The sequence below is a fragment of the Micromonospora sp. DT53 genome (assembly GCF_049841535.1).
Lineage (GTDB): Bacteria > Actinomycetota > Actinomycetes > Mycobacteriales > Micromonosporaceae > Micromonospora.
This window is the reverse complement of sequence record NZ_JBNCKM010000002.1, coordinates 956,665-974,348: the sequence shown is the minus strand read 5'-3', so window position 1 is coordinate 974,348 and position 17,684 is coordinate 956,665. Positions and strand designations below refer to the sequence as shown.

Genomic DNA, 17,684 nt, shown 5'->3' with positions numbered 1-17,684 from the left:
ATCCCCCCCCCGGGCCCCCCCCCCCCCCCCGCGGCCCCCCCGGAGGCACTGGTGCGCCCCCCCGCCGACGCCGCGGTGGTCAGCCAGCGAGTGCGATCGCGCCGCGCAGATCCCGGACGACGCCGGTGACCTCGCCGGTCTCCGGATGCCAGCGGGCCAGAGCTGCCGGTTCCAGTCGGAGTAGCACCGCGCCCCTGTTGTCCCAGCCCAGCACCTCGCAGCAGCCCTTGCCGCGCTCCCGGCCCAGATCGAGCAGGTGGAGCACCGCCCCGGTCCGCGCGTCCAGCACGGCGGCACCCTCGGCGCCGTCGATCTCGCTGTTGGTGATCCAGGCCGCCCGCGCCAGCCGTTCGCCGTGCAGCCAGCCTCGGCCGTAGAACTCGTTGACGACGTAGGGCGAGGGCAGCGCCGCGGCGCTGACCGGCTGTTCGGAGCGGAGTTCGCCCTCCCGGGCGGTCCGGCTGCGCAGCTTCAGGCTGGTCCGCTCGCCGTACACGTCGATCAACGGGGCCTCCCGGCCGGCGGCCGGGTCGGGTGCGATCAACTCCCAGGTCGGCACGTCGATCGTGCGGGTCGCCCCGGTGGCGCGGTCCACCGCGTACGTCCGGTCGTCGCCACCGACCAGCACCCGGTCGTGCGCCCACACCACCAACTCCAGGTAGCCGTCGAGCGGTATCCGGCGGACGGCCGCGGTGGTGAGGTCGACCATGATCAGCTCTTTGTTCTGGGCGAACGCGGCCGACCGGCCGTCCGGCGACAGCACTCCCGGTTTCAGGGCGGGTGCCTCGTTGCCACTCGCGTCCCGGGTCGGTGCCGGCGTCACCACGTCGAGGCTGCGCACCACACCGTCGTTGCCGAGCACCCGGACCGGACCGTCCGCCTGATTCTCCTCGTTCAGCGGCTGGAACAGCGCCAGCGCCCGCTGGACCGGCCGCTCGGAGAGCCGCACGGTCGGCGGGTCGCCCAGGCGGGCCAACGGATCGGGCGGGTAGGTCAGCTCGGCGGGCGGTCGCTGCACCGGACCCGAGTGGGAGGGGTCGACGGTCGGGGTCACCGTGGGACCCACCGGAGGGGCCGGCGCCCGGTCGGCGGGCGGTCGCAGAGCCGCCACCGTGCCACCGCCGACCAGCACCACGGCCAGGGCGACCACTCCGACGGCCCGCCGGGTACGCCGGGTACGTCGAGCCCGCTCCCACCCGGCGGTGGCCGGCTGGCTGGGCAGCACGTCCTCGACGCTGATGGTCAGCAGTTGGCGCAGTTCCTGCTCGTTCACGGGTTCACCTCCAGACCGCTGGCCAGATCGGCCGAGCGTTGGCTCGGTCGGGCATCGCGGGCGAGGTCCGGGGCGACCTCGCGGAGTCGGCGTAGCGCCGCATGACACTGGCTCTTCACGGTGCCGACGGTCACCCCGAGCGCCTCGGCGGTGGCGACCTCGGTCAGGTCCTCGTAGTAGCGCAACACCAGCACTGCCCGCTGCCGTGGTGGCAGCAGGCCCAGCGCGTCGTGCATCGTCAGCCGTAGCGCGCCGTCACGGTCGTGGGCCACCTGGTCCGGCGGCGCGGCGCTGAGCCATTCCCGGCGTCGGCGACGCCACCAGGACACCGAGTCGCGGTAGAGGATGGCCCGCACGTACGCGGAGGGGTCGCCGTCGCGGACCGAGGACCAGCGCAACGCCAGCTTCAGCAGCGCGTCCTGGAGCAGGTCTTCGGCCTGATGCTGGTTGCCGCAGATCAGGTAGGCCGCGCGGAGCAGCCGGTGCTGGTGGTTCTCCACGAAGGCGAGGTAGCCGTCGCGTCCGTCGTCCCTCGTCGGCGCCATCCGCCCCCCTCCCGGCCGTCGCGCAGTACGCCTCACCTGGCAGACGCACGGGAGGTGGGAAAAGGTTGGGTCGGCGGTCAGATGATGCTGGAGCGTTGGGACTCGCGGACGGGCTCGACAGTTGACCGCCAGGCGACGAGGGTGACAAGCGCGAACGTCACAGCCGCCGCGGCCGTCACCGGCGCCGTGCCGTACGACGCGGCGGCCAGCCCGGCGAGCGCCGCCCCGAGCGGTGCGGTGAGCAGACCGACCATCCGCTGGGCCGCACCGACCCGACCGAGCAGCTCGCTCGGCACGTGCCGCTGCCCGTACGACGCCCACAGGCTGTTCCACGCCACCGTGCCGGCGGCGAAGACGGCCAGCGCGATCCCGCCCGGCACCGGGTGCCGGGCCACCGCGAAACCGGTAAGCGCCACGGTCTCCACGGCCAGCACCGCACGCAGCGCCGGCACCGTGCCGAGCCAGGCGGCGAGCCGAGCCGCACCGAGGGCCCCCGCCACGCCCCCGACGATGGCGGCGGCGGCGAACAGCCCGTACCCGGCCGGCGGCACCCGCAACACGTCCAACGCGTAGAGCACCAGCACCGCCATGATTCCGCTGATCGCCAGGTTGCTCGCGGCGGTGAGCACTGTGACCCTCCACAGGGTCCGGTGCGCGCGCAGCCAGCGCAGCCCCTCGACGATCTCGCTCCACACCGAGCCGCGCTGCCGTCCCCTCCCCGGGCCGGTGGCGGGCCGCCGCGTCCCCGGGTCCGAGGCGGAAGGCGTACCGAGGGCCAGCACGAGTAGGGCCGCCGCCGCGAAGGTGACGGCGTCGAGGGCGAACGGAAGAGCCGGGGCGACGGCGAACAGGACACCGGCGGCGGGCGCCCCGAGGAAACCACCGGCCACCGCGGACCCCGCCTGGAGCCGACCGTTCGCCCGGGGCAACGCGTCCGGCGGCACCAACGAGGGCAGCAGTGCGAACGAGGCGGAGTCGAAGAGGGTGCCCAACGCGGCGAGCAGGAACGCCGCCACCAGCAGCACCAGGACGCTGACCCGGTTGAGCGCGACCACCACGGCCAACGCCGCCACCACGGCAGCGCGTACCCCGTCGACCAGGGCCATCGTCCGCCGACGGTCCCAACGGTCCGCGTACACGCCGCCGAGCAGGCCGAACAGCAGCGGCGGCAACTGCGCGGCCACGGTGACCGCCGCGATGACCCGGGGATCGCGGGTCACGGTCGCGGCCAGCAGGGCCAGAGCCGGGGTACGCAGCGCGTCCCCGAGCCGGGACGAGACGGCGGCCGACCACAGGAGCCGGAAGTCCCGGCCCAGCACGGAGGAAGTCATGCCGGCGACCGTGCCGGTTCGACCGGGTCGAGGGTCAAGCCGCCGGGCAGAAGGGGACCGCACCTGTCGGTGATCATCGGTACGGTGGGCGCCGGCATCGGACCGGGGAGAGATCAGGCGTGGACCACACTTTCCAGGTCGACCTACGTGGCGTGGTCGATCTGCTCAGTCATCATCTCTACGGCAGCCCGCGGGTCTACGTCCGTGAGTTGCTCCAGAACGCGGTGGACGCGATCACCGCCCGGCGTCGGGACGAGCCGGACGCGCCGGCGCTGGTCCGCATCGAACCTCCGGACAGCACCGGCGACGGCACCCTCCGGGTGCACGACACAGGCATCGGCCTGACCGAGGCGCAGGTGCACGAGCTGTTGGCCACCATCGGCCGCAGCTCGAAGCGCGACGAGCTGGGCTTCTCCCGGCACGAGTTCCTCGGCCAGTTCGGCATCGGCCTGCTCTCCTGCTTCCTGGTGGCCGACGAGATCCAGGTGCTCACCCGGCACGGCGACAACCCCACGGTTCGCTGGACCGGGTACGCCGACGGCCGGTACGCGGTGACGGTGGCCCCACCGGAGGCCGCCCGCGCCGAGCCCGGCACCACTGTCACGCTGGTGCCCCGCCGCGACGCGGACCAGTGGTTCACCACCCCGACCGTCACCGACCTGGCCCGGCTCTTCGGCGCGCTGCTGCCGGTCACCGTCCGCGTCGGTGACGTCGTCACCACCACCGGGGAACCGCCCTGGCCGACCACGCCGGGTGCGGCACTGGACCGGGCGGCGTTGATCCGGTACGCCCGGGAGACGCTCGGCGTGGACCCGTTCGACGTCCTGCCGCTGGCCGTGCCGGAGGCCGGGCTGACCGGCGTCGCCGTCATCCTGCCGACCCCGGTGAACCCGGCGGCCCGCGCCGGGCACCGCGTCTACCTCAAGCGGATGCTGCTCACCGAGAACGCCGACGGGCTGCTACCGGAGTGGGCGTTCTTCGCGCACTGTGTGGTGGACGCGACCGAGCTGCGCCCGACGGCCAGCCGGGAGGCCCTCTACGAGGACACCCTGCTGACGGCGACCCGGGAGGCGCTCGGCGACCAGGTGCGCGGCTGGCTGGTCCGGCTGGCGCGGCACGACCCGCGCCGGCTGGCCGAGTTCCTCCAGGTGCACCACCTCGGCGTGAAGGCCCTGGCGGTGCACGACGACGAGATGCTCCGCCTGGTCGACAGGTGGTGGCCGATGGACACCAACGTCGGCACGCTCACCCTCGCCGAGTTCCGCGAGCGCTACGGCGTGGTCCGCTACGCGGCGAGCCTCGACGAGTTCCGTCAGCTCGCCGCGGTGGCCGCCGCGCAGGACCTGGCGGTGGTCAACGCCGGCTACACGTACGACACCGAACTGATCGAGCGGCTGCCGGTGGTGGACCGCTCGGTGCTGATCGAGCGGCTGGAGCCGAGCGACCTCACCACCCGGTTCGACGCGCTCGACCCGCCTGTGGAGTTGGCGCTGCGACAGTTCCTCGCCGCGGCGCAGCGGGCCGTCGAGCGTTCCGGCTGCGAGGTGATCATTCGGGCGTACGACCCGGTCTCGCTGCCCGCGCTCTACCTGGTCAGCCGGTCGGCCGCCTTCAACGACCAGCTCGCGGCCAGCCGGGACCGGGCCGACGAGTTGTGGGGTGGGGTGCTCGACGCGCTCGCCGCCACCGCCCCACCGGACCGGCCGCAGTTGGTGCTCAACCACCGCAACCCGCTGGTACGACGGGTGGCCGCGCTGACCGACCCGGAACTGGTCGGTCTCGCCATCGAGGCGCTGTACGGGCAGGCGCTGCTGCTCGGCCACCATCCGATCCGCGCGGCCGACGCCGCGCTGCTCAACGATTCCTTCCTCGGCCTGCTCGGCCGGGCTGTCCCGGGACGGGAGTGAGCATGAGCGACGAGGATCTGTGGCGGGTGCTGCGCGGCATCACCGACATGCCGTACGGGGCGGGGCAGATCGCCGCGCTGGAGCAGCTGTTGCGCCGGGTGGACGCCGCCGACGACAGGCATCTCGCGTTCGTCACCCGGATGCAGGCCACCACCGGCTACATCTACGGCGGCGAGCCGGCGAAGTCCTTCGTGACCTTCTCCTGGTGCCTGTCCGAGTTCGACCGGGACCCGCAGCCCTACCACCAGCGTCACCTGCACAACCTGCTCTGGCACTTCAAGTACATGGTCAACGGCCTGCTGAACTTCCCGGAGGTGCCGCTCGACCGCACGTACGCCGTGCTGGACGACATGGAACGCCGCTACCGGGCCGGCGGGCACAGCCTTCAGGCAGTGCACAAGCACCGGTTCCGGGTCGCCGACCACGTGGGCGACGTCGAGGCAGCGGCGCACTGGTACCGGCTCTGGCAGACCACCCCGCGCGACGAACTCTCCGACTGCGCCGGTTGTGACCCCACGAGCCAGGTGGGCTACCTCGCCGACACCGGGCGGGACGCCGACGCGGTGGAGCTGGCCGAGCCGGTGCTCGCCGGCCGGCTCAACTGCAACGAGCAGCCGCAGTCGATCCTCACCGCGCTGCTCCTGCCGTACCTGCGCACCGGGCGGACAGAGGAGGCGCGGGACGCGCACCGGGAGGCGTACCGGCGGCTGCGCGGCAACCTCGCCAACCTGTGGGACATCGCGGACCACGTCGAGTTCTGCACGCTGACCGGCAACGAGGCACGGGCGATCGAGCTGGTCGAGCGGCACCTGGACTGGCTGGACCGGCCGCCGTCGCCGGCCGCCGCCATGCATTTCGCGGCGGTGGCTGCCGCCGCGCTGCGCCAGGCCGGCGCGTCGACGGTGTACCGCCGGGCCGCCGAGGGGCGGCCGGCCGCCGAGGTGTCCGCGGCGTCGTTGGCGGACGAGCTGACCGAGGTCGCGACCGGTCTGGCCGCCCGCTTCGATGCCCGTAACGGCACCACCCACCAGTCCGAGTGGATCGCCCGCCGGTTGGCCGTGCGGGCGAGCGGGGAACATGTGCCGCTCTCGGCGAGCGTCCGCCGCCGTCCGGTCAGCCCGATCCGTCCGGTCGGGGAGGAGCCCATCGCACCGGTGTCGTCCAGCGAGCGAGCCGAGCGGCCGCGAACCGGCAAGGGTGAACGACAGGCCGTGACCCTGCCCACCGACGCCGGCCCGGACGAACTGCTGGACCTCGCGGAGGAGAGCTGGGGCCGACACGACCGGGCCACCTTCCGGGCGGCGCTTGTCGCCTTCGACGAGCGGTTCGGCGCCGCCGAGCTGCCCGCCCGCACATCCGCGCACCGGCTGGCGCTGCGGGCGTCGCAGCGCGGCGACGAGGACGACATCGACGCTGCGATCAAGCTGAATCGGGCGGCGCTGGAGCTGTACCGGGAGGTGGGCGAGGAGGTGTCCGCCCAGACGGTCGCCGGGCGGCTCGGTGTGCTGTTGACCCGGTCCGAGGAGGACGGCGAGGAAGGGCTGCTGTTGGCCCGAGAGGCGGCCGAGGTCCTGGACCGGCTCGGCGACGCCCGGCAGCGGGCGGCCGGACACGACCGGGTGGCGTTGGCGTTGCTGCACCGCGAGCGTTGGGCGGACGCGCTCGCCGCGCTCGACCGGGTACCGGCCGACGCTGGCGGCGACCGGCACCTGGCGGCCCGGATCGCGTTGCACCGGGCGCACCTGCTGGAGCAGTCGGCCCGGGTCGACGAGGCCCGCGCCGCCGCCGACGAGGCTCGCCGGATCGGCCGGGAGTTGGGCGTCGGTGAGGTGGTCACGGGTGCCTGCCTGACGTACGCGCGGCTGGTCGACGATCCGGCGGATGCCGTGGCCGCCTGCGACGAGGCGTTGGAGTCGGCGCCGACGGACGCGGAGCTGCCGGTCCGGGTCGCCCGTGCCCGGGCGTTGGTGTCGGCCGGCCGGGCCGTCGACGCGGTGGACGACTTCGTCGAGGCGGTGACGCTGTGCGTGGAGCGGGGTGCCGAGGGGGACGCGTTCCTGCGCTGGGAGCTGGCGAACGCGTACCGGATGGTGGGCCGGCTCGCCGAGGCCGCCGAGGTCGCCGAGGAGGCCGTGCTCGGTCTGGATCGGCTGGGCGCCCAGGCGGAGGCCGACCGCTGCCGGCACCTTTTGGCCGGCGTCTACGAGGGGCTTGGTGAGATCGACCCGGCATTGGCCCTGCTGGAACAGTTGGCCAGCAATCTGGATGGACCGGACAACCTTCCGCACCGGGCGCAGGTGCTGGAGGAGGCCGGCGGGATCCTCTACGACGCCGATCGGGATGCGGCGGCGGGCCAGCGGTTCGCCGCCGCGGCTGAGGCGTACCGGCTCGGTGACCTGCCGCTGGACGAGCTGCGCGCCCGCCGGCGGGAGACGTACGCCTGGTTCTGGGCCGAGGACCGGGACGCGGCGTTGCGTGCCGTCGAGGTGGTGGACGGGTTGGCGGCGAAGCTGGCCGGGCAGACCGAGCCGCCGGTGCTGTACGAGCTGGCGTTGGCGGCCGAGGCCGGAGCGCGGGTGCTCACCGGGGAGGACCGACTGGACGAGGCGTTGGGCCGGCTCACCGGGGCACCTGACCGGTTGCGGTCGATCGAGGCGTTCGGTGAGGCCGCCCAGGTGGAGGCCCTCATCGGTGAGCTGCTGCTGCGCCTGGAACGGCCGGCCGAGGCGGAGCCGCTGCTGCGCCGCGTACTCGGTGGGCTGCCGGCCACCTCGCGGCAGGTCCGCCAGACGGCCTGGCTGTTGGCTCGTGCGCTGGATCTGCTCGATCGGCCCGCGGAGGCTGCCGCTCTGCGCGCGGAGCACGACCTGGACGAGGACGACTGAATCTCGCTGGCCGCCCCTGGCCAGGTCAGGGGCGGCCCGGCCCGGGGTGGGCGGAACTGACCGGCAACCATCGTGGGCTTCTCGCGGTCTAGGCTTGCCCGGTGACGGTGGAGCAGCAGGCACGAGGTGCGGCGGGTGCGGGCCGGCGCAGGTCCCGCAAGGACGAGATCCTGGAGATCGCGGTAGGTCTGTTCGCGGCGCGCGGCTATCACGGCGTGTCGATGGACGACATCGGCGCGGCCGCCGGAGTCACCGGTCCGGCGCTCTACCACCACTTCGCCGGCAAGGAGGCCATGCTGGCCGCCGCGCTGATTCCGGTCAGTGAGGGGCTGCTGGCCGGTGGGCGGGAACGCGCCGCCGGGCGCTCGGACGACCCGCGCGGCGTACTGGAGTCGCTGATCGACTATCACGTCGAGTTCGCGCTGGCCAACCCGGCGGTGATCGCGTTGCACCTGCACGAGTTGGACCGCCTGCCCGAGGAGCCACGGCGGCGGATCCGTCGCCTGCAACGGCTCTACGTCGAGGAGTGGGTGACCGTGCTCACCGCGCTGCACCCGGGCATGCCCGACGGTGAGGCGCGGGTGCTCGCGCACGCCGCGTTCGGCCTGATGAACTCGACGCCGTTCCTCGGTGGCGAGGTGGACCGGCGACGCCGCGCCGAGCTGCTGCGTGGAGCGACCCTGGCCGCGCTGCTCGCCTGAGCCGACTCGTCAGAACCGTGCCGGTCATGATTCCCTGACATCGTCCCACCATCCGGACGCCGGGAGGAAACATGATCGAGTCACTGCTGGTCGCCAATCGGGGCGAGATCGCACGCCGGATCATTCGGACCGCCAAGCGGCTCGGCATCCGCGCGATCGCGGTGCACTCGGAGGCCGACGCCGATCTGCCGTTCGTCACCGAGGCGGACGAGGCGGTCCTCATCGGCCCACCGAATCCGGCGCTGAGCTACCGCAACACCGAGGCGATCCTCGCCGCCGCGAAGTCGACAGGCGCGCAGGCCATCCACCCCGGGTACGGCTTCCTGTCGGAGAACGCCGAGTTCGCCCGTACCGTCGAGGCGAGCGGCCTGATCTGGGTCGGACCCGACGCGGACGCGATCGCCGCGATGGGCGACAAGATCAACGCCCGGAACCTGATGGCGGCGGCCGGCGTTCCGGTCGCGCCCGGCACCACCGAGCCGGCCGCCGACCTGGCCGCGGCGGTGACGGCCGCCGCCGACGTCGGCTACCCGGTGATGGTCAAGGCCGCGGCCGGCGGTGGCGGAATGGGCATGGGCGTGGCCGTCGACGAGGCAGCGCTGCGCACCGAGTACGACAAGGTACGCGCGTTCGCCGAGCGGATGTTCGGCGACGGTTCGGTGCTGCTCGAGCGGTACTTCCCCCGGGTGCGCCACGTCGAGGTGCAGATCCTCGGCCTGGCCGACGGCCGGGTGGTGGCCCTCGGCGAGCGAGAGTGCTCGGTGCAGCGGCGCAACCAGAAACTGGTCGAGGAGTCCCCCTCGCCGGCGGTGTCGCCGGAGCTGCGATCCCGTCTCCTGGCGGCGGCGGTCCGCGCGGGCGAGGCGGTCGGCTATCGCAACGCGGGCACGGTGGAGTGTCTGCTGGTCCCGCGTCAGCGGGACTCGGAGGGCGACGGCCCCGGCTCCGAAGACTTCTTCTTTCTGGAGATGAACACGCGGTTGCAGGTGGAGCACCCGGTGACCGAGTACGTCTACGGCATCGACCTGGTCGAGGAGCAGTTGCGGGTGGCGTCCGGGCTGGCGCCGACGTTCGACCCGGACGCGTTGACCCCGCGTGGTCACGCCATCGAGATGCGGATAAACGCGGAGGACCCGAAGCGCTTCCTGCCCGGCCCCGGCGTGATCAGGACCTGGGTGGAGCCGACCGGCGAGGGCGTCCGGGTGGACTCCGGCTACACCGAGGGCAACACGGTCACCCCGTTCTACGACAGCCTGCTGGCCAAGCTGATCGTCAGTGGAGACACCCGCGAGCAGGCGATCCAGCGTGCGGAGGCAGCGGTCGCAGCGTTCCAGATCGAGGGCCCGAAGAACAACGTCCCCTTCCACGCCGAGCTGCTCGACAACGAGGAGTTCCGCTCCGGCGCCTACGACACGGGGATCGTCTCCCGCATGCGCTGACTCGGGCGGATCGTCGTTCCGGCGGCCCGGCCCGACTGGTATCCGCGTCCTTTGCTCTGCTTACCTGGACGCAACAGCGGACGTCCGGTTATCGGACAGCCGCCGTCGCGTCCGTTGAAGCAGAGCAAAGGACGCCGACAGCCCACCCTGTTCCGATGTCACAGCGAGGTGACCGATGACCCAGTTGCCGGATTTCGTTTCCATCCGCGAGGTTGGCCCGCGGGACGGGTTGCAGAACGAGGACCCGATCCCGACCGACGCCAAGGTGCGGCTGCTCGACGCCCTCTCCGGCACCGGCGTACGGCGCATCGAGGCGGTCTCGTTCGTGCACCCCAGGGCGATTCCGCAGATGGCCGACGCCGACGAGGTGTGGCAGCGGGCGGTGAAGGCCGACGGGGTGCGGTACTCCGCGCTGGTGCCGAACACCCGGGGCGCCCAGCGGGCCCTCGCCGCCGGATTCACCGAGATCGAGGTGGTGGTCTCGGCCAGCGACACGCACAACCGGCGCAACGTCAACCGATCCACCGACGAGTCGCTGGACGACATCGCCGAGCTGATCGACCTGCTGCACGGTGCCTCGGCGCGGGTCGAGGTGATCGTGGCGACCAGTTTCGGCTGCCCGTACGAGGGGGACATCGACCCGCGGCGGGTGGCCGGGATCGTGGACCGGGTCGTCCGCGACGGGGCGGACCGGGTCGCGTTCGGTGACACCACAGGTATGGGCACGCCCCGCCGGGTGCGCGAGCTGCTGACCGCGGTACGCGACCGCAACTCGCACGTGCCGGTCCTGCTGCACTTCCACAACACCCGGGGTACGGCGCTGGCCAACCTGTTGACCGCGCTGGAGCTGGGGGTGACCGAGTTCGACGCCAGCGTCGGTGGCCTCGGTGGCTGCCCGTACGCGCCGGGGGCGAGTGGCAACCTGGCCACCGAGGAGGCCGTGCACATGCTGCACGACATGGGCGTCGACACGGGCATCGACCTGGCGGCGCTGATCGAGGTGGCCGAGTTGGCCGAGGGGCTGCTCGGCAAGAAGCTGCCGTCCGGGGTGCTGCGGGCCGGCCCGCGTACCCGGCTGACGCCGCTGCCGAGCTGAGGACGCGACGAAGGGGCCGGCGCGTTCGCCGGCCCCTTCCACGTGCCAGGTCGGTCAGCTCACCGGGGTGAGCACGCTCGGCCAGCTGTCACGGAAGATGTCCGCGCTGCGGTCGGTGGCGCTGAACGTGCCGGCGAAGAGGTTGCTGACCCGGTTCGCCTCGGCGGTGCTCGGGTACGGGTTGGTGCAGCTGGTGCCGGCGCTGCCGCCGGACATCAGCAGCGAGCAGTTCCCGTTGTAGTTGTCCGGCAGGCCGAGGATGTGCCCGATCTCGTGCGTCATGATCCGCAGGGGGCTGTACTGCGCCGCCTGCTGGGTGTCGATGTAGACGCGGCCGTTGCCGAGGCTGGTCCGCTGGGCGTACGAGCCACCGCCGGTGATCTGGTAGATCCGCAGGTTGGAGCCGCAGTTGGCGGAGAGCGTCAGGTTGACTGTGGCGTTGTTCCAGATCGAGGCGGCCTGGCCGGCGATGCCGGCGTAGCTGCCCGCCTGGCTGGTGTTGTAGCAGATGGTCATGGCGGCGGACGCGGGCGCGGGGTTGGCGACCGTGACGCCGAGGGTGGCACCTGCGGTCGCCACCAGGGCGACCACGAGCCGACTGAGTCGTGAGGTCATCGCTGACTCCAATCCGGGAGGAGGGGGTGCCAGGAGCCTAGCGACAAGTATTCATGTTATTCAATGTCTTGCTTCTCGGCCCCACTGTCTGATTCGCTCGTGGGTCGCCGACAGTGGTGCGAGTGCGCTAGCCTAACGATCGTTCAGGCCAGTATGGTGGAGGAGTCGGCGTGACGCTCGACGGTGAGGCACTGGAGCAGCTGCGCAAGCGGGCCAGGTCCGGCGGCGCGGACAAGTACCACGCGGCCAACGCGGCCAAGGGCAAGCTCTTCGCCCGTGAGCGGGTCGCGCTCCTGGTCGACGAGGGTTCGTTCGTCGAGGACGGCCTCTACGCCAACGCGCTCGCCGAAGGGCTGCCCGCCGACGGCGTCGTGACCGGCACCGCCACGATCGACGGTCGACAGGTCTGTCTGATGGCCAACGACTCCACCGTCAAGGCCGGCAGCTGGGGTGCGCGCACCGTCGAGAAGATCATCAGGATCATCGAGCGGGCGTACGGCGCCGGTGTGCCGATGGTCTACCTGGTCGACTCGGCGGGTGCCCGGATCACCGACCAGGTCGATCTGTTCCCTGGTCGGCGCGGCGCCGGCAAGATCTTCTGGAACCAGGTCCGCGCCTCGGGCTCGATCCCGCAGGTCTGCGCGCTGTTCGGCCCGAGCGCCGCCGGTGGGGCGTACATCCCGGCGTTCTGCGACGTGGTGGCGCTTGTCGACGGCAACGCGAGCATGTACCTCGGCTCCGACCGCATGGTCGAGATGGTCACCGGCGAGAAGACCACCCTGGAGGCGATGGGCGGGGCGAAGGTGCACACCGCCGAATCCGGCGTGGGGCACTTCCTCTGCAAGACCGAGGCCGACGCGCTCGACGTCGTGAAGACCTACCTGTCGTACCTGCCGGCGAACTGGACGCAGGCGCCGCCGACCGCGCCGGCGGTCGCCGCGCCCGCGAAGGCCGACCTCGCCGCGCTGGTGCCGGCGAGCGAGCGGCAGGCGTTCGACATGCGACGGTACGTCAAGGGCCTGCTCGACGAGGGTTCGTTCTTCGAGATCCAGGCGCTCTGGGCCAAGGAGCTGACCATCGGTTTCGGCCGTCTCGACGGGCAGGTCGTCGGCGTGGTCGGCAACAACTCGATGTTCAAGGGCGGCGTGCTCTTCGTCGACTCGGCCGACAAGGCCACCCGGTTCGTGCAGCTCTGCGACGCGTTCAACGTGCCGCTGCTGTTCCTCAGCGACGTGCCCGGCTTCATGGTCGGCAGCGTGGTGGAGAAGCAGGGCATCATCCGGCACGGCGCAAAGATGATCACCGCGATCTCCGAGGCGACCGTGCCGAAGATCTGTGTGGTGGTCCGCAAGGCGTACGGCGCCGGTCTCTACGCGATGGCCGGCCCCGGGTTCGAGCCGGACGCCACGATCGCCCTGCCGACCGCCAAGATCGCCGTGATGGGCGCCGAGGCCGCCGTGAACGCGGTCTATGCCAACAAGATCGCCGCCATTCCGGACGAGGACGACCGGGCCGCCTTCGTCGCCGCCAAGCGAGCCGAGTACGAGCAGGACATCGACGTCGTCCGACTCGCCAGCGAACTGGTGGTGGACGCCATCGTCGAGCCGCACGACCTGCGCACCGAGCTGGTCCGTCGATTCGCGGCGGCGCGTACCAAGGATCGGCACTTCTCCCGTCGTCGGCACGGCGTCACCCCGGTCTGATCATCGGCTCAGGCCCGTACAGCGACCCGCCCTCGACGTCACGAGCGACGAGGCGGACCGTCCTTACAGGAGGATGAGATGGACTTCCGGCTCACCGACGAACAAGCGGCGCTGCGCGAGAGCGTGCGGGAATTCGCCCGCGAGGTGGTCGCCCCGGTCATCGCCGAGCACTACGAGCAGCACACGTTCCCGTACGAGGTGATCCGGCAGATGGGCAAGATGGGCCTGTTCGGCCTGCCCTTCGACGAGGAGCACGGCGGCATGGGCGGCGACTACTTCGCGCTCTGCCTGGCCCTGGAGGAGTTGGCCCGGGTCGACTCCAGCGTGGCCATCACGTTGGAGGCGGCGGTCTCGCTGGGCGCGATGCCGATCTACCGCTTCGGCACCGAGGAGCAGAAGGCGACCTGGCTGCCCCGGCTGCTCAGCGGCGAGGCACTGGCCGGCTTCGGTCTCACCGAGCCGGGCACCGGCTCGGACGCCGCCGGCACGCAGACGCGGGCGGTGTTGGACGGCGACGAGTGGGTGATCAACGGATCGAAGGCGTTCATCACCAACTCGGGAACCGACATCACGGCCATGGTCACGGTCACCGCGGTGACCGGCACGAACCCGGACGGCTCCAAGGAGTTGTCGACGATCATCGTGCCGACCGGCACGCCCGGTTTCGCCGTCGCGCCCGGCTACTCCAAGGTGGGTTGGACCGCCTCGGACACCCACGAACTGACCTTCGACGACTGCCGGGTCCCGGCCGCGAACCTGCTCGGCGAGCGGGGTCGGGGTTTCGCGCAGTTCCTGCGGATCCTCGACGAGGGTCGGATCGCCATCGCCGCGCTGGCCGTCGGCCTCGCCCAGGGCTGTGTCGACGAGTCGATCAAGTACGCGAAGGAGCGGCACGCCTTCGATCGGCCGATCGGCACCAACCAGGCCATCCAGTTCAAGATCGCTGACATGGAGCTGAAGGCACACACCGCTCGGTTGGCCTACTACGACGCCGCCGCGCGGATGCTGGCCGGCGAGCCGTTCAAGCGGCAGGCCGCCATCGCCAAACTGCACGCCAGCACCATCGCGGTGGACAACGCCCGGGAGGCCACCCAGATCCACGGCGGGTACGGCTTCATGAACGAGTACCCGGTGGCCCGGTTCTGGCGGGACTCCAAGATCCTGGAGATCGGCGAGGGCACCAGTGAGGTGCAGCGCATGATCATCGCTCGGGATCTGGGCCTCTGATCGGTCCCGCCGAACTGATCGGCCAGTCGTTCCGGGCGGACTGTCCGTACGGCTGTCGGGTTTCGGCGAGCGGGCGTCAGTAGCCCGACGTTCGACTGCCGACGGTCGGAGTCGATCCGTACTCTTCGTGCCCATGACTCCGGATCATGACCGGTCGCGGAGCCCGGCTGGACGTACCACCCTGCCGGAGCTGCTCCGCGGGCATCGACGCGCCGCCGGCCTGACCCAGGCCGAGCTGGCGTCCCGGGCCGGGGTGGGTGTGCGGACGGTGCGTGACCTGGAGCGTGGCCGGTCGATCCGACCTCAACGCACCACTGTCGAGTTGCTCGCCGGGGCGCTGGCGCTGACCGGCGCGAGCCGCACGGCGTTCCTGGCCGCGGCCCGCGGCGCCGGTGCCGAACCGGCCCCGCCGGACCCCACCTCGACGACGTTCGCGGTCAGCGGCAACGCCACGACGGCGGCCGCACCCGCCGGCCCGCCGGTCGCGCTGCCGCCGCCGGTCGCGTTGATCGGCCGGGAACGCGACCTCACCGAACTGGCCGGAATGCTGACCGCGGATCGCGGGCCCCGGTTGGTGAGCCTCGTCGGCTTGGCCGGCGTCGGCAAGACCGCTCTGGCGACGTCGGTGGCGCACCTGGTGGCCGCCGCCCACCCCGCCGGGGTCGCCGGAGTTCTGGTCGGCGAGGGCTCGGACGGTCCGGACGTGCTCGCCGCCTCGATGTCCGTGCTCGGCGTGGCGCGCCTGTCCGAACTCGGGGCCCTGCTCGCCGGACGGCCGGCGCTGCTGGTGATGGACGCGGTGGAGCGCGCCCCGGGCCCGGTGGCCGCGACCCTGCACCGGTTGATGGGCGCGCTGCCCTCGCTGCGGGTGCTGGTCACCGGGCGGCACCCGGTCGGGTTGCCCGGCGAGCGGGTCTGGCCGGTCGCGCCGCTCGACGTGCCACCACCGGAGGCCGAGCACGCCGGACTCGAATCGTGGCCGGCGGTCGCGTTGTTCACCGCCCGGCTCGCTCAGGTCCGCCGGGAACCGCCCACCCCCGCCGAGCTGCCGGCGCTCGCCGCGTTGGTCCGCCGGTTGGGAGGGCTGCCGTTGGCCATCGAGCTGATGGCCGCCCGGGGCCGACTCCTCGACCTCACCCAACTGCTCGACCGGTACGGCGACCGGGTGCTCGACCTCGCCACTCCCGCCGACGCGTCCGCCCACCCGGGTTGGGACGCGCGGGAGGCACTCGATGACCGGACCAGCGGACCCGACACCCGCGCGGCGGTCGCGGTCGCCGTCACCCTGCGCGACGCGGTGGCGTTCAGCTACCGCCTGTTGGCGTCGGACGAGCGGGCCGCGCTGCGACAACTGGCCGTCTTCGGTAACCGCTGGTCGGTCGAGTTGGCCGAGGAGATGCTCGCCGACGAGGCCGACCGGGACGGCACCGTGGCGATCGATCCGGTTCCGCTGTTGGACCGCTTCGTCGAGTTGGGGTTGCTGAGCGTACGCGGAACCGGGTCGTTCCGGTTCCGGCTGCTCGACGCGGTCCGTGAGTACGCAGTCGAGCAGGCGGCCGGTGGGGGTGAGCTGACCTGCATCCGGCGCCGGCATGCGGAGGTCGTCGCCCGACTGGTGGCCCGGACCGCCACCGACCTGGTGGGCCCACGGTTACCCGAAGCGGTGCGCCGGCTGGACCAGATGAGCAGTGACATCAGCTCGTCGTTGGCCCACGCGGCTACCGACGACCCGTTGACCGCGCTGCGGTTGGCGGCGTGCCTGACCCGCTGGTGGCGGTTCCGCGGACGCGACGTCGCCGGGCGGCAGTGGCTGCGACGGCTGCTGGCCGACCCCCGGACCGCCGACGCCGATCCTCTCCTGCGGGGCTGGGCGACCCTCGGCGTCGCCCGGCTCGCGGCCGAACACGGCGCGGGCGCCGAGGAGCTGTCGACGGCCCGCGCGGCGTTGGACACCTTCCGGCAGGCCGGCGACGTCACCGGGGAGTTGGAGGCGCGGAACGTGCTCGGCACCCTGCTGACCTCGGTGGGGCGGCAGGACGAGGCTCGCGAGCAGGCCGAGGCGTTGCTGCGGTTGGCCGCCCGAAACGGTCGGACCCGGGACCTGGCGGTGGCCCAGAACAGCCTCGCCTGGCACGAGATCCGCGCGGGCGACCTGGCTGCGGCCCGTCGCCGGCTCGCTGCGGTGGACCGCCTTGCCGCCGAGAGCGGGGAGCAGCGACTGCGGGTGTTGGGCTGGGCCAACCGCGCCGAGGTCGCCCGCCTGGAGGGCTGGTACGCGGACGCCATCGACCGTGGTCAGAGGGCTATCGCGGCACTGTCCGAGCTGGGTGATCCCGGGCGCCGCCGTCGGGTGCTCGGGACCGTCGGGCTGGCGCTCGCCCAGGACGGGCGGGTCGCGGAGGCGACCGAGGTGCTGACCGAGCTGCGCACCGGGGGCGTGGAGGCGCTGCCGGCGCGTCCGACCGTGCCGCGACCACGCTCGGACGGTGCGGCGTTGGCCTGGGGTGGGCCGGAGGTCGGGCTGTGTGCGCTGATCGAGGGGAACCTGGCGCTGCACCGGGGTGACCGGGAGTTGGCTGCCGAGTGGTTCGCCGCCGCCGCCGACCATGCGGGGCAGGATCGCCGCGACGTGGTGGAGGCGCTTGTGGGACTGGCCGCGAGCACCGCGGACCCGGCGGTGCTCGATCGGCTGGACCGGGCTTGTGCGGAGAGTGGCATCCGGCTGCTGCCGCAGGAGTCGGGCCTGCTGTACGCGCTGATCGCCGCCCGGGGTGGGCCGACTCAGTAGTCGCGCCGGAACTGCGTGCCTGCGCCTGCCCGCGAGGCCGCAACGGGAGAGTGGCGCGGGCGAAGAGCCCCCATTGGTGCTACCCCTCGCTGATCGCCCGCGCCGTCACCCCCCGGTGATCCCCGGTACCGGAAGCCTGCCACCGGCGCGACGGCAGAAAGTCGGCTTGGACCG

General features: G+C 72.4%; 12 protein-coding genes. 8 read left to right on the top strand and 4 right to left on the bottom strand.

Annotated features, from left to right (window positions below; genetic code table 11):
* Nucleotides 1-79 precede the first annotated feature (79 nt).
* From ACLQ3B_RS10355 to ACLQ3B_RS10345, 3 genes are all read right to left on the bottom strand, one after another.
* Nucleotides 80-1,273 carry a hypothetical protein gene (locus ACLQ3B_RS10355; RefSeq protein WP_425779459.1) on the bottom strand — a complete coding sequence of 398 codons (1,194 nt, stop codon included), beginning with the start codon at nucleotides 1,271-1,273 and terminating at the stop codon, nucleotides 80-82.
* The gene (locus ACLQ3B_RS10350) at nucleotides 1,270-1,818 is read right to left on the bottom strand and encodes a SigE family RNA polymerase sigma factor (RefSeq protein ID WP_425779457.1); all 549 of its coding nucleotides are present in this window, start codon (nucleotides 1,816-1,818) and stop codon (nucleotides 1,270-1,272) included. Before ACLQ3B_RS10350 ends, ACLQ3B_RS10355 begins: the two co-directional genes overlap by 4 nt.
* 77 nt (nucleotides 1,819-1,895) lie before the next feature.
* Nucleotides 1,896-3,149 carry an MFS transporter gene (locus ACLQ3B_RS10345; RefSeq protein WP_425779455.1) on the bottom strand — a complete coding sequence of 418 codons (1,254 nt, stop codon included), beginning with the start codon at nucleotides 3,147-3,149 and terminating at the stop codon, nucleotides 1,896-1,898.
* Between the two features lie 119 nt (nucleotides 3,150-3,268).
* On the opposite strand from ACLQ3B_RS10345, the gene ACLQ3B_RS10340 reads away from it, so the two are divergent.
* From ACLQ3B_RS10340 to ACLQ3B_RS10320, 5 genes are all read left to right on the top strand, one after another.
* Nucleotides 3,269-5,056, top strand: coding sequence for an HSP90 family protein (locus ACLQ3B_RS10340; protein WP_425779453.1), 1,788 nt, complete (start codon nucleotides 3,269-3,271; stop codon nucleotides 5,054-5,056).
* A 2-nt stretch (nucleotides 5,057-5,058) separates the two neighbouring features.
* Nucleotides 5,059-7,941 (top strand): hypothetical protein, encoded by a 2,883-nt coding sequence (locus ACLQ3B_RS10335; RefSeq protein WP_425779451.1) that lies wholly within the window; start codon nucleotides 5,059-5,061, stop codon nucleotides 7,939-7,941.
* Nucleotides 7,942-8,042: 101 nt separating this feature from the next.
* Nucleotides 8,043-8,642, top strand: coding sequence for a TetR/AcrR family transcriptional regulator (locus ACLQ3B_RS10330; protein WP_196928917.1), 600 nt, complete (start codon nucleotides 8,043-8,045; stop codon nucleotides 8,640-8,642).
* 71 nt (nucleotides 8,643-8,713) lie between these two features.
* Nucleotides 8,714-10,081, top strand: coding sequence for an acetyl-CoA carboxylase biotin carboxylase subunit (locus tag ACLQ3B_RS10325; protein ID WP_425779449.1), 1,368 nt, complete (start codon nucleotides 8,714-8,716; stop codon nucleotides 10,079-10,081).
* Nucleotides 10,082-10,256: 175 nt separating this feature from the next.
* Nucleotides 10,257-11,177 (top strand): hydroxymethylglutaryl-CoA lyase, encoded by a 921-nt coding sequence (locus ACLQ3B_RS10320; protein ID WP_425779447.1) that lies wholly within the window; start codon nucleotides 10,257-10,259, stop codon nucleotides 11,175-11,177.
* Between the two features lie 54 nt (nucleotides 11,178-11,231).
* Here ACLQ3B_RS10320 and ACLQ3B_RS10315 read toward each other — a convergent pair whose 3' ends face one another.
* Nucleotides 11,232-11,792 (bottom strand): snapalysin family zinc-dependent metalloprotease, encoded by a 561-nt coding sequence (locus ACLQ3B_RS10315; protein WP_425779445.1) that lies wholly within the window; start codon nucleotides 11,790-11,792, stop codon nucleotides 11,232-11,234.
* Between the two features lie 170 nt (nucleotides 11,793-11,962).
* Between ACLQ3B_RS10315 and ACLQ3B_RS10310 the strand changes: the two genes are divergently transcribed.
* The 3 genes from ACLQ3B_RS10310 to ACLQ3B_RS10300 all read left to right on the top strand — a co-directional run bounded on the left by ACLQ3B_RS10310 (nucleotide 11,963) and on the right by ACLQ3B_RS10300 (nucleotide 17,510).
* A complete protein-coding gene (locus ACLQ3B_RS10310; RefSeq protein WP_425779443.1) occupies nucleotides 11,963-13,495 on the top strand; it encodes an acyl-CoA carboxylase subunit beta in 1,533 nt (510 codons plus the stop codon).
* Nucleotides 13,496-13,573: 78 nt separating this feature from the next.
* Nucleotides 13,574-14,722: an acyl-CoA dehydrogenase family protein gene (locus tag ACLQ3B_RS10305; protein WP_425779441.1), complete on the top strand. Its 1,149-nt coding sequence runs from the start codon at nucleotides 13,574-13,576 to the stop codon at nucleotides 14,720-14,722.
* Between the two features lie 133 nt (nucleotides 14,723-14,855).
* Nucleotides 14,856-17,510: an ATP-binding protein gene (locus ACLQ3B_RS10300; RefSeq protein ID WP_425779439.1), complete on the top strand. Its 2,655-nt coding sequence runs from the start codon at nucleotides 14,856-14,858 to the stop codon at nucleotides 17,508-17,510.
* Nucleotides 17,511-17,684: the final 174 nt, after the last annotated feature.

Excerpts from the sequence above, each read along its gene's own strand:
- ACLQ3B_RS10350 (WP_425779457.1), bottom strand. The coding sequence starts at position 1,818 with ATGGCGCCGACGAGGGACGACGGACGCGACGGCTACCTCGCCTTCGTG.
- ACLQ3B_RS10345 (WP_425779455.1), bottom strand. The coding sequence starts at position 3,149 with ATGACTTCCTCCGTGCTGGGCCGGGACTTCCGGCTCCTGTGGTCGGCC.
- ACLQ3B_RS10335 (WP_425779451.1), top strand. The coding sequence starts at position 5,059 with ATGAGCGACGAGGATCTGTGGCGGGTGCTGCGCGGCATCACCGACATG.
- ACLQ3B_RS10325 (WP_425779449.1), top strand. The coding sequence starts at position 8,714 with ATGATCGAGTCACTGCTGGTCGCCAATCGGGGCGAGATCGCACGCCGG.
- ACLQ3B_RS10320 (WP_425779447.1), top strand. The coding sequence starts at position 10,257 with ATGACCCAGTTGCCGGATTTCGTTTCCATCCGCGAGGTTGGCCCGCGG.
- ACLQ3B_RS10315 (WP_425779445.1), bottom strand. The coding sequence starts at position 11,792 with ATGACCTCACGACTCAGTCGGCTCGTGGTCGCCCTGGTGGCGACCGCA.
- ACLQ3B_RS10305 (WP_425779441.1), top strand. The coding sequence starts at position 13,574 with ATGGACTTCCGGCTCACCGACGAACAAGCGGCGCTGCGCGAGAGCGTG.
- ACLQ3B_RS10300 (WP_425779439.1), top strand. The coding sequence starts at position 14,856 with ATGACTCCGGATCATGACCGGTCGCGGAGCCCGGCTGGACGTACCACC.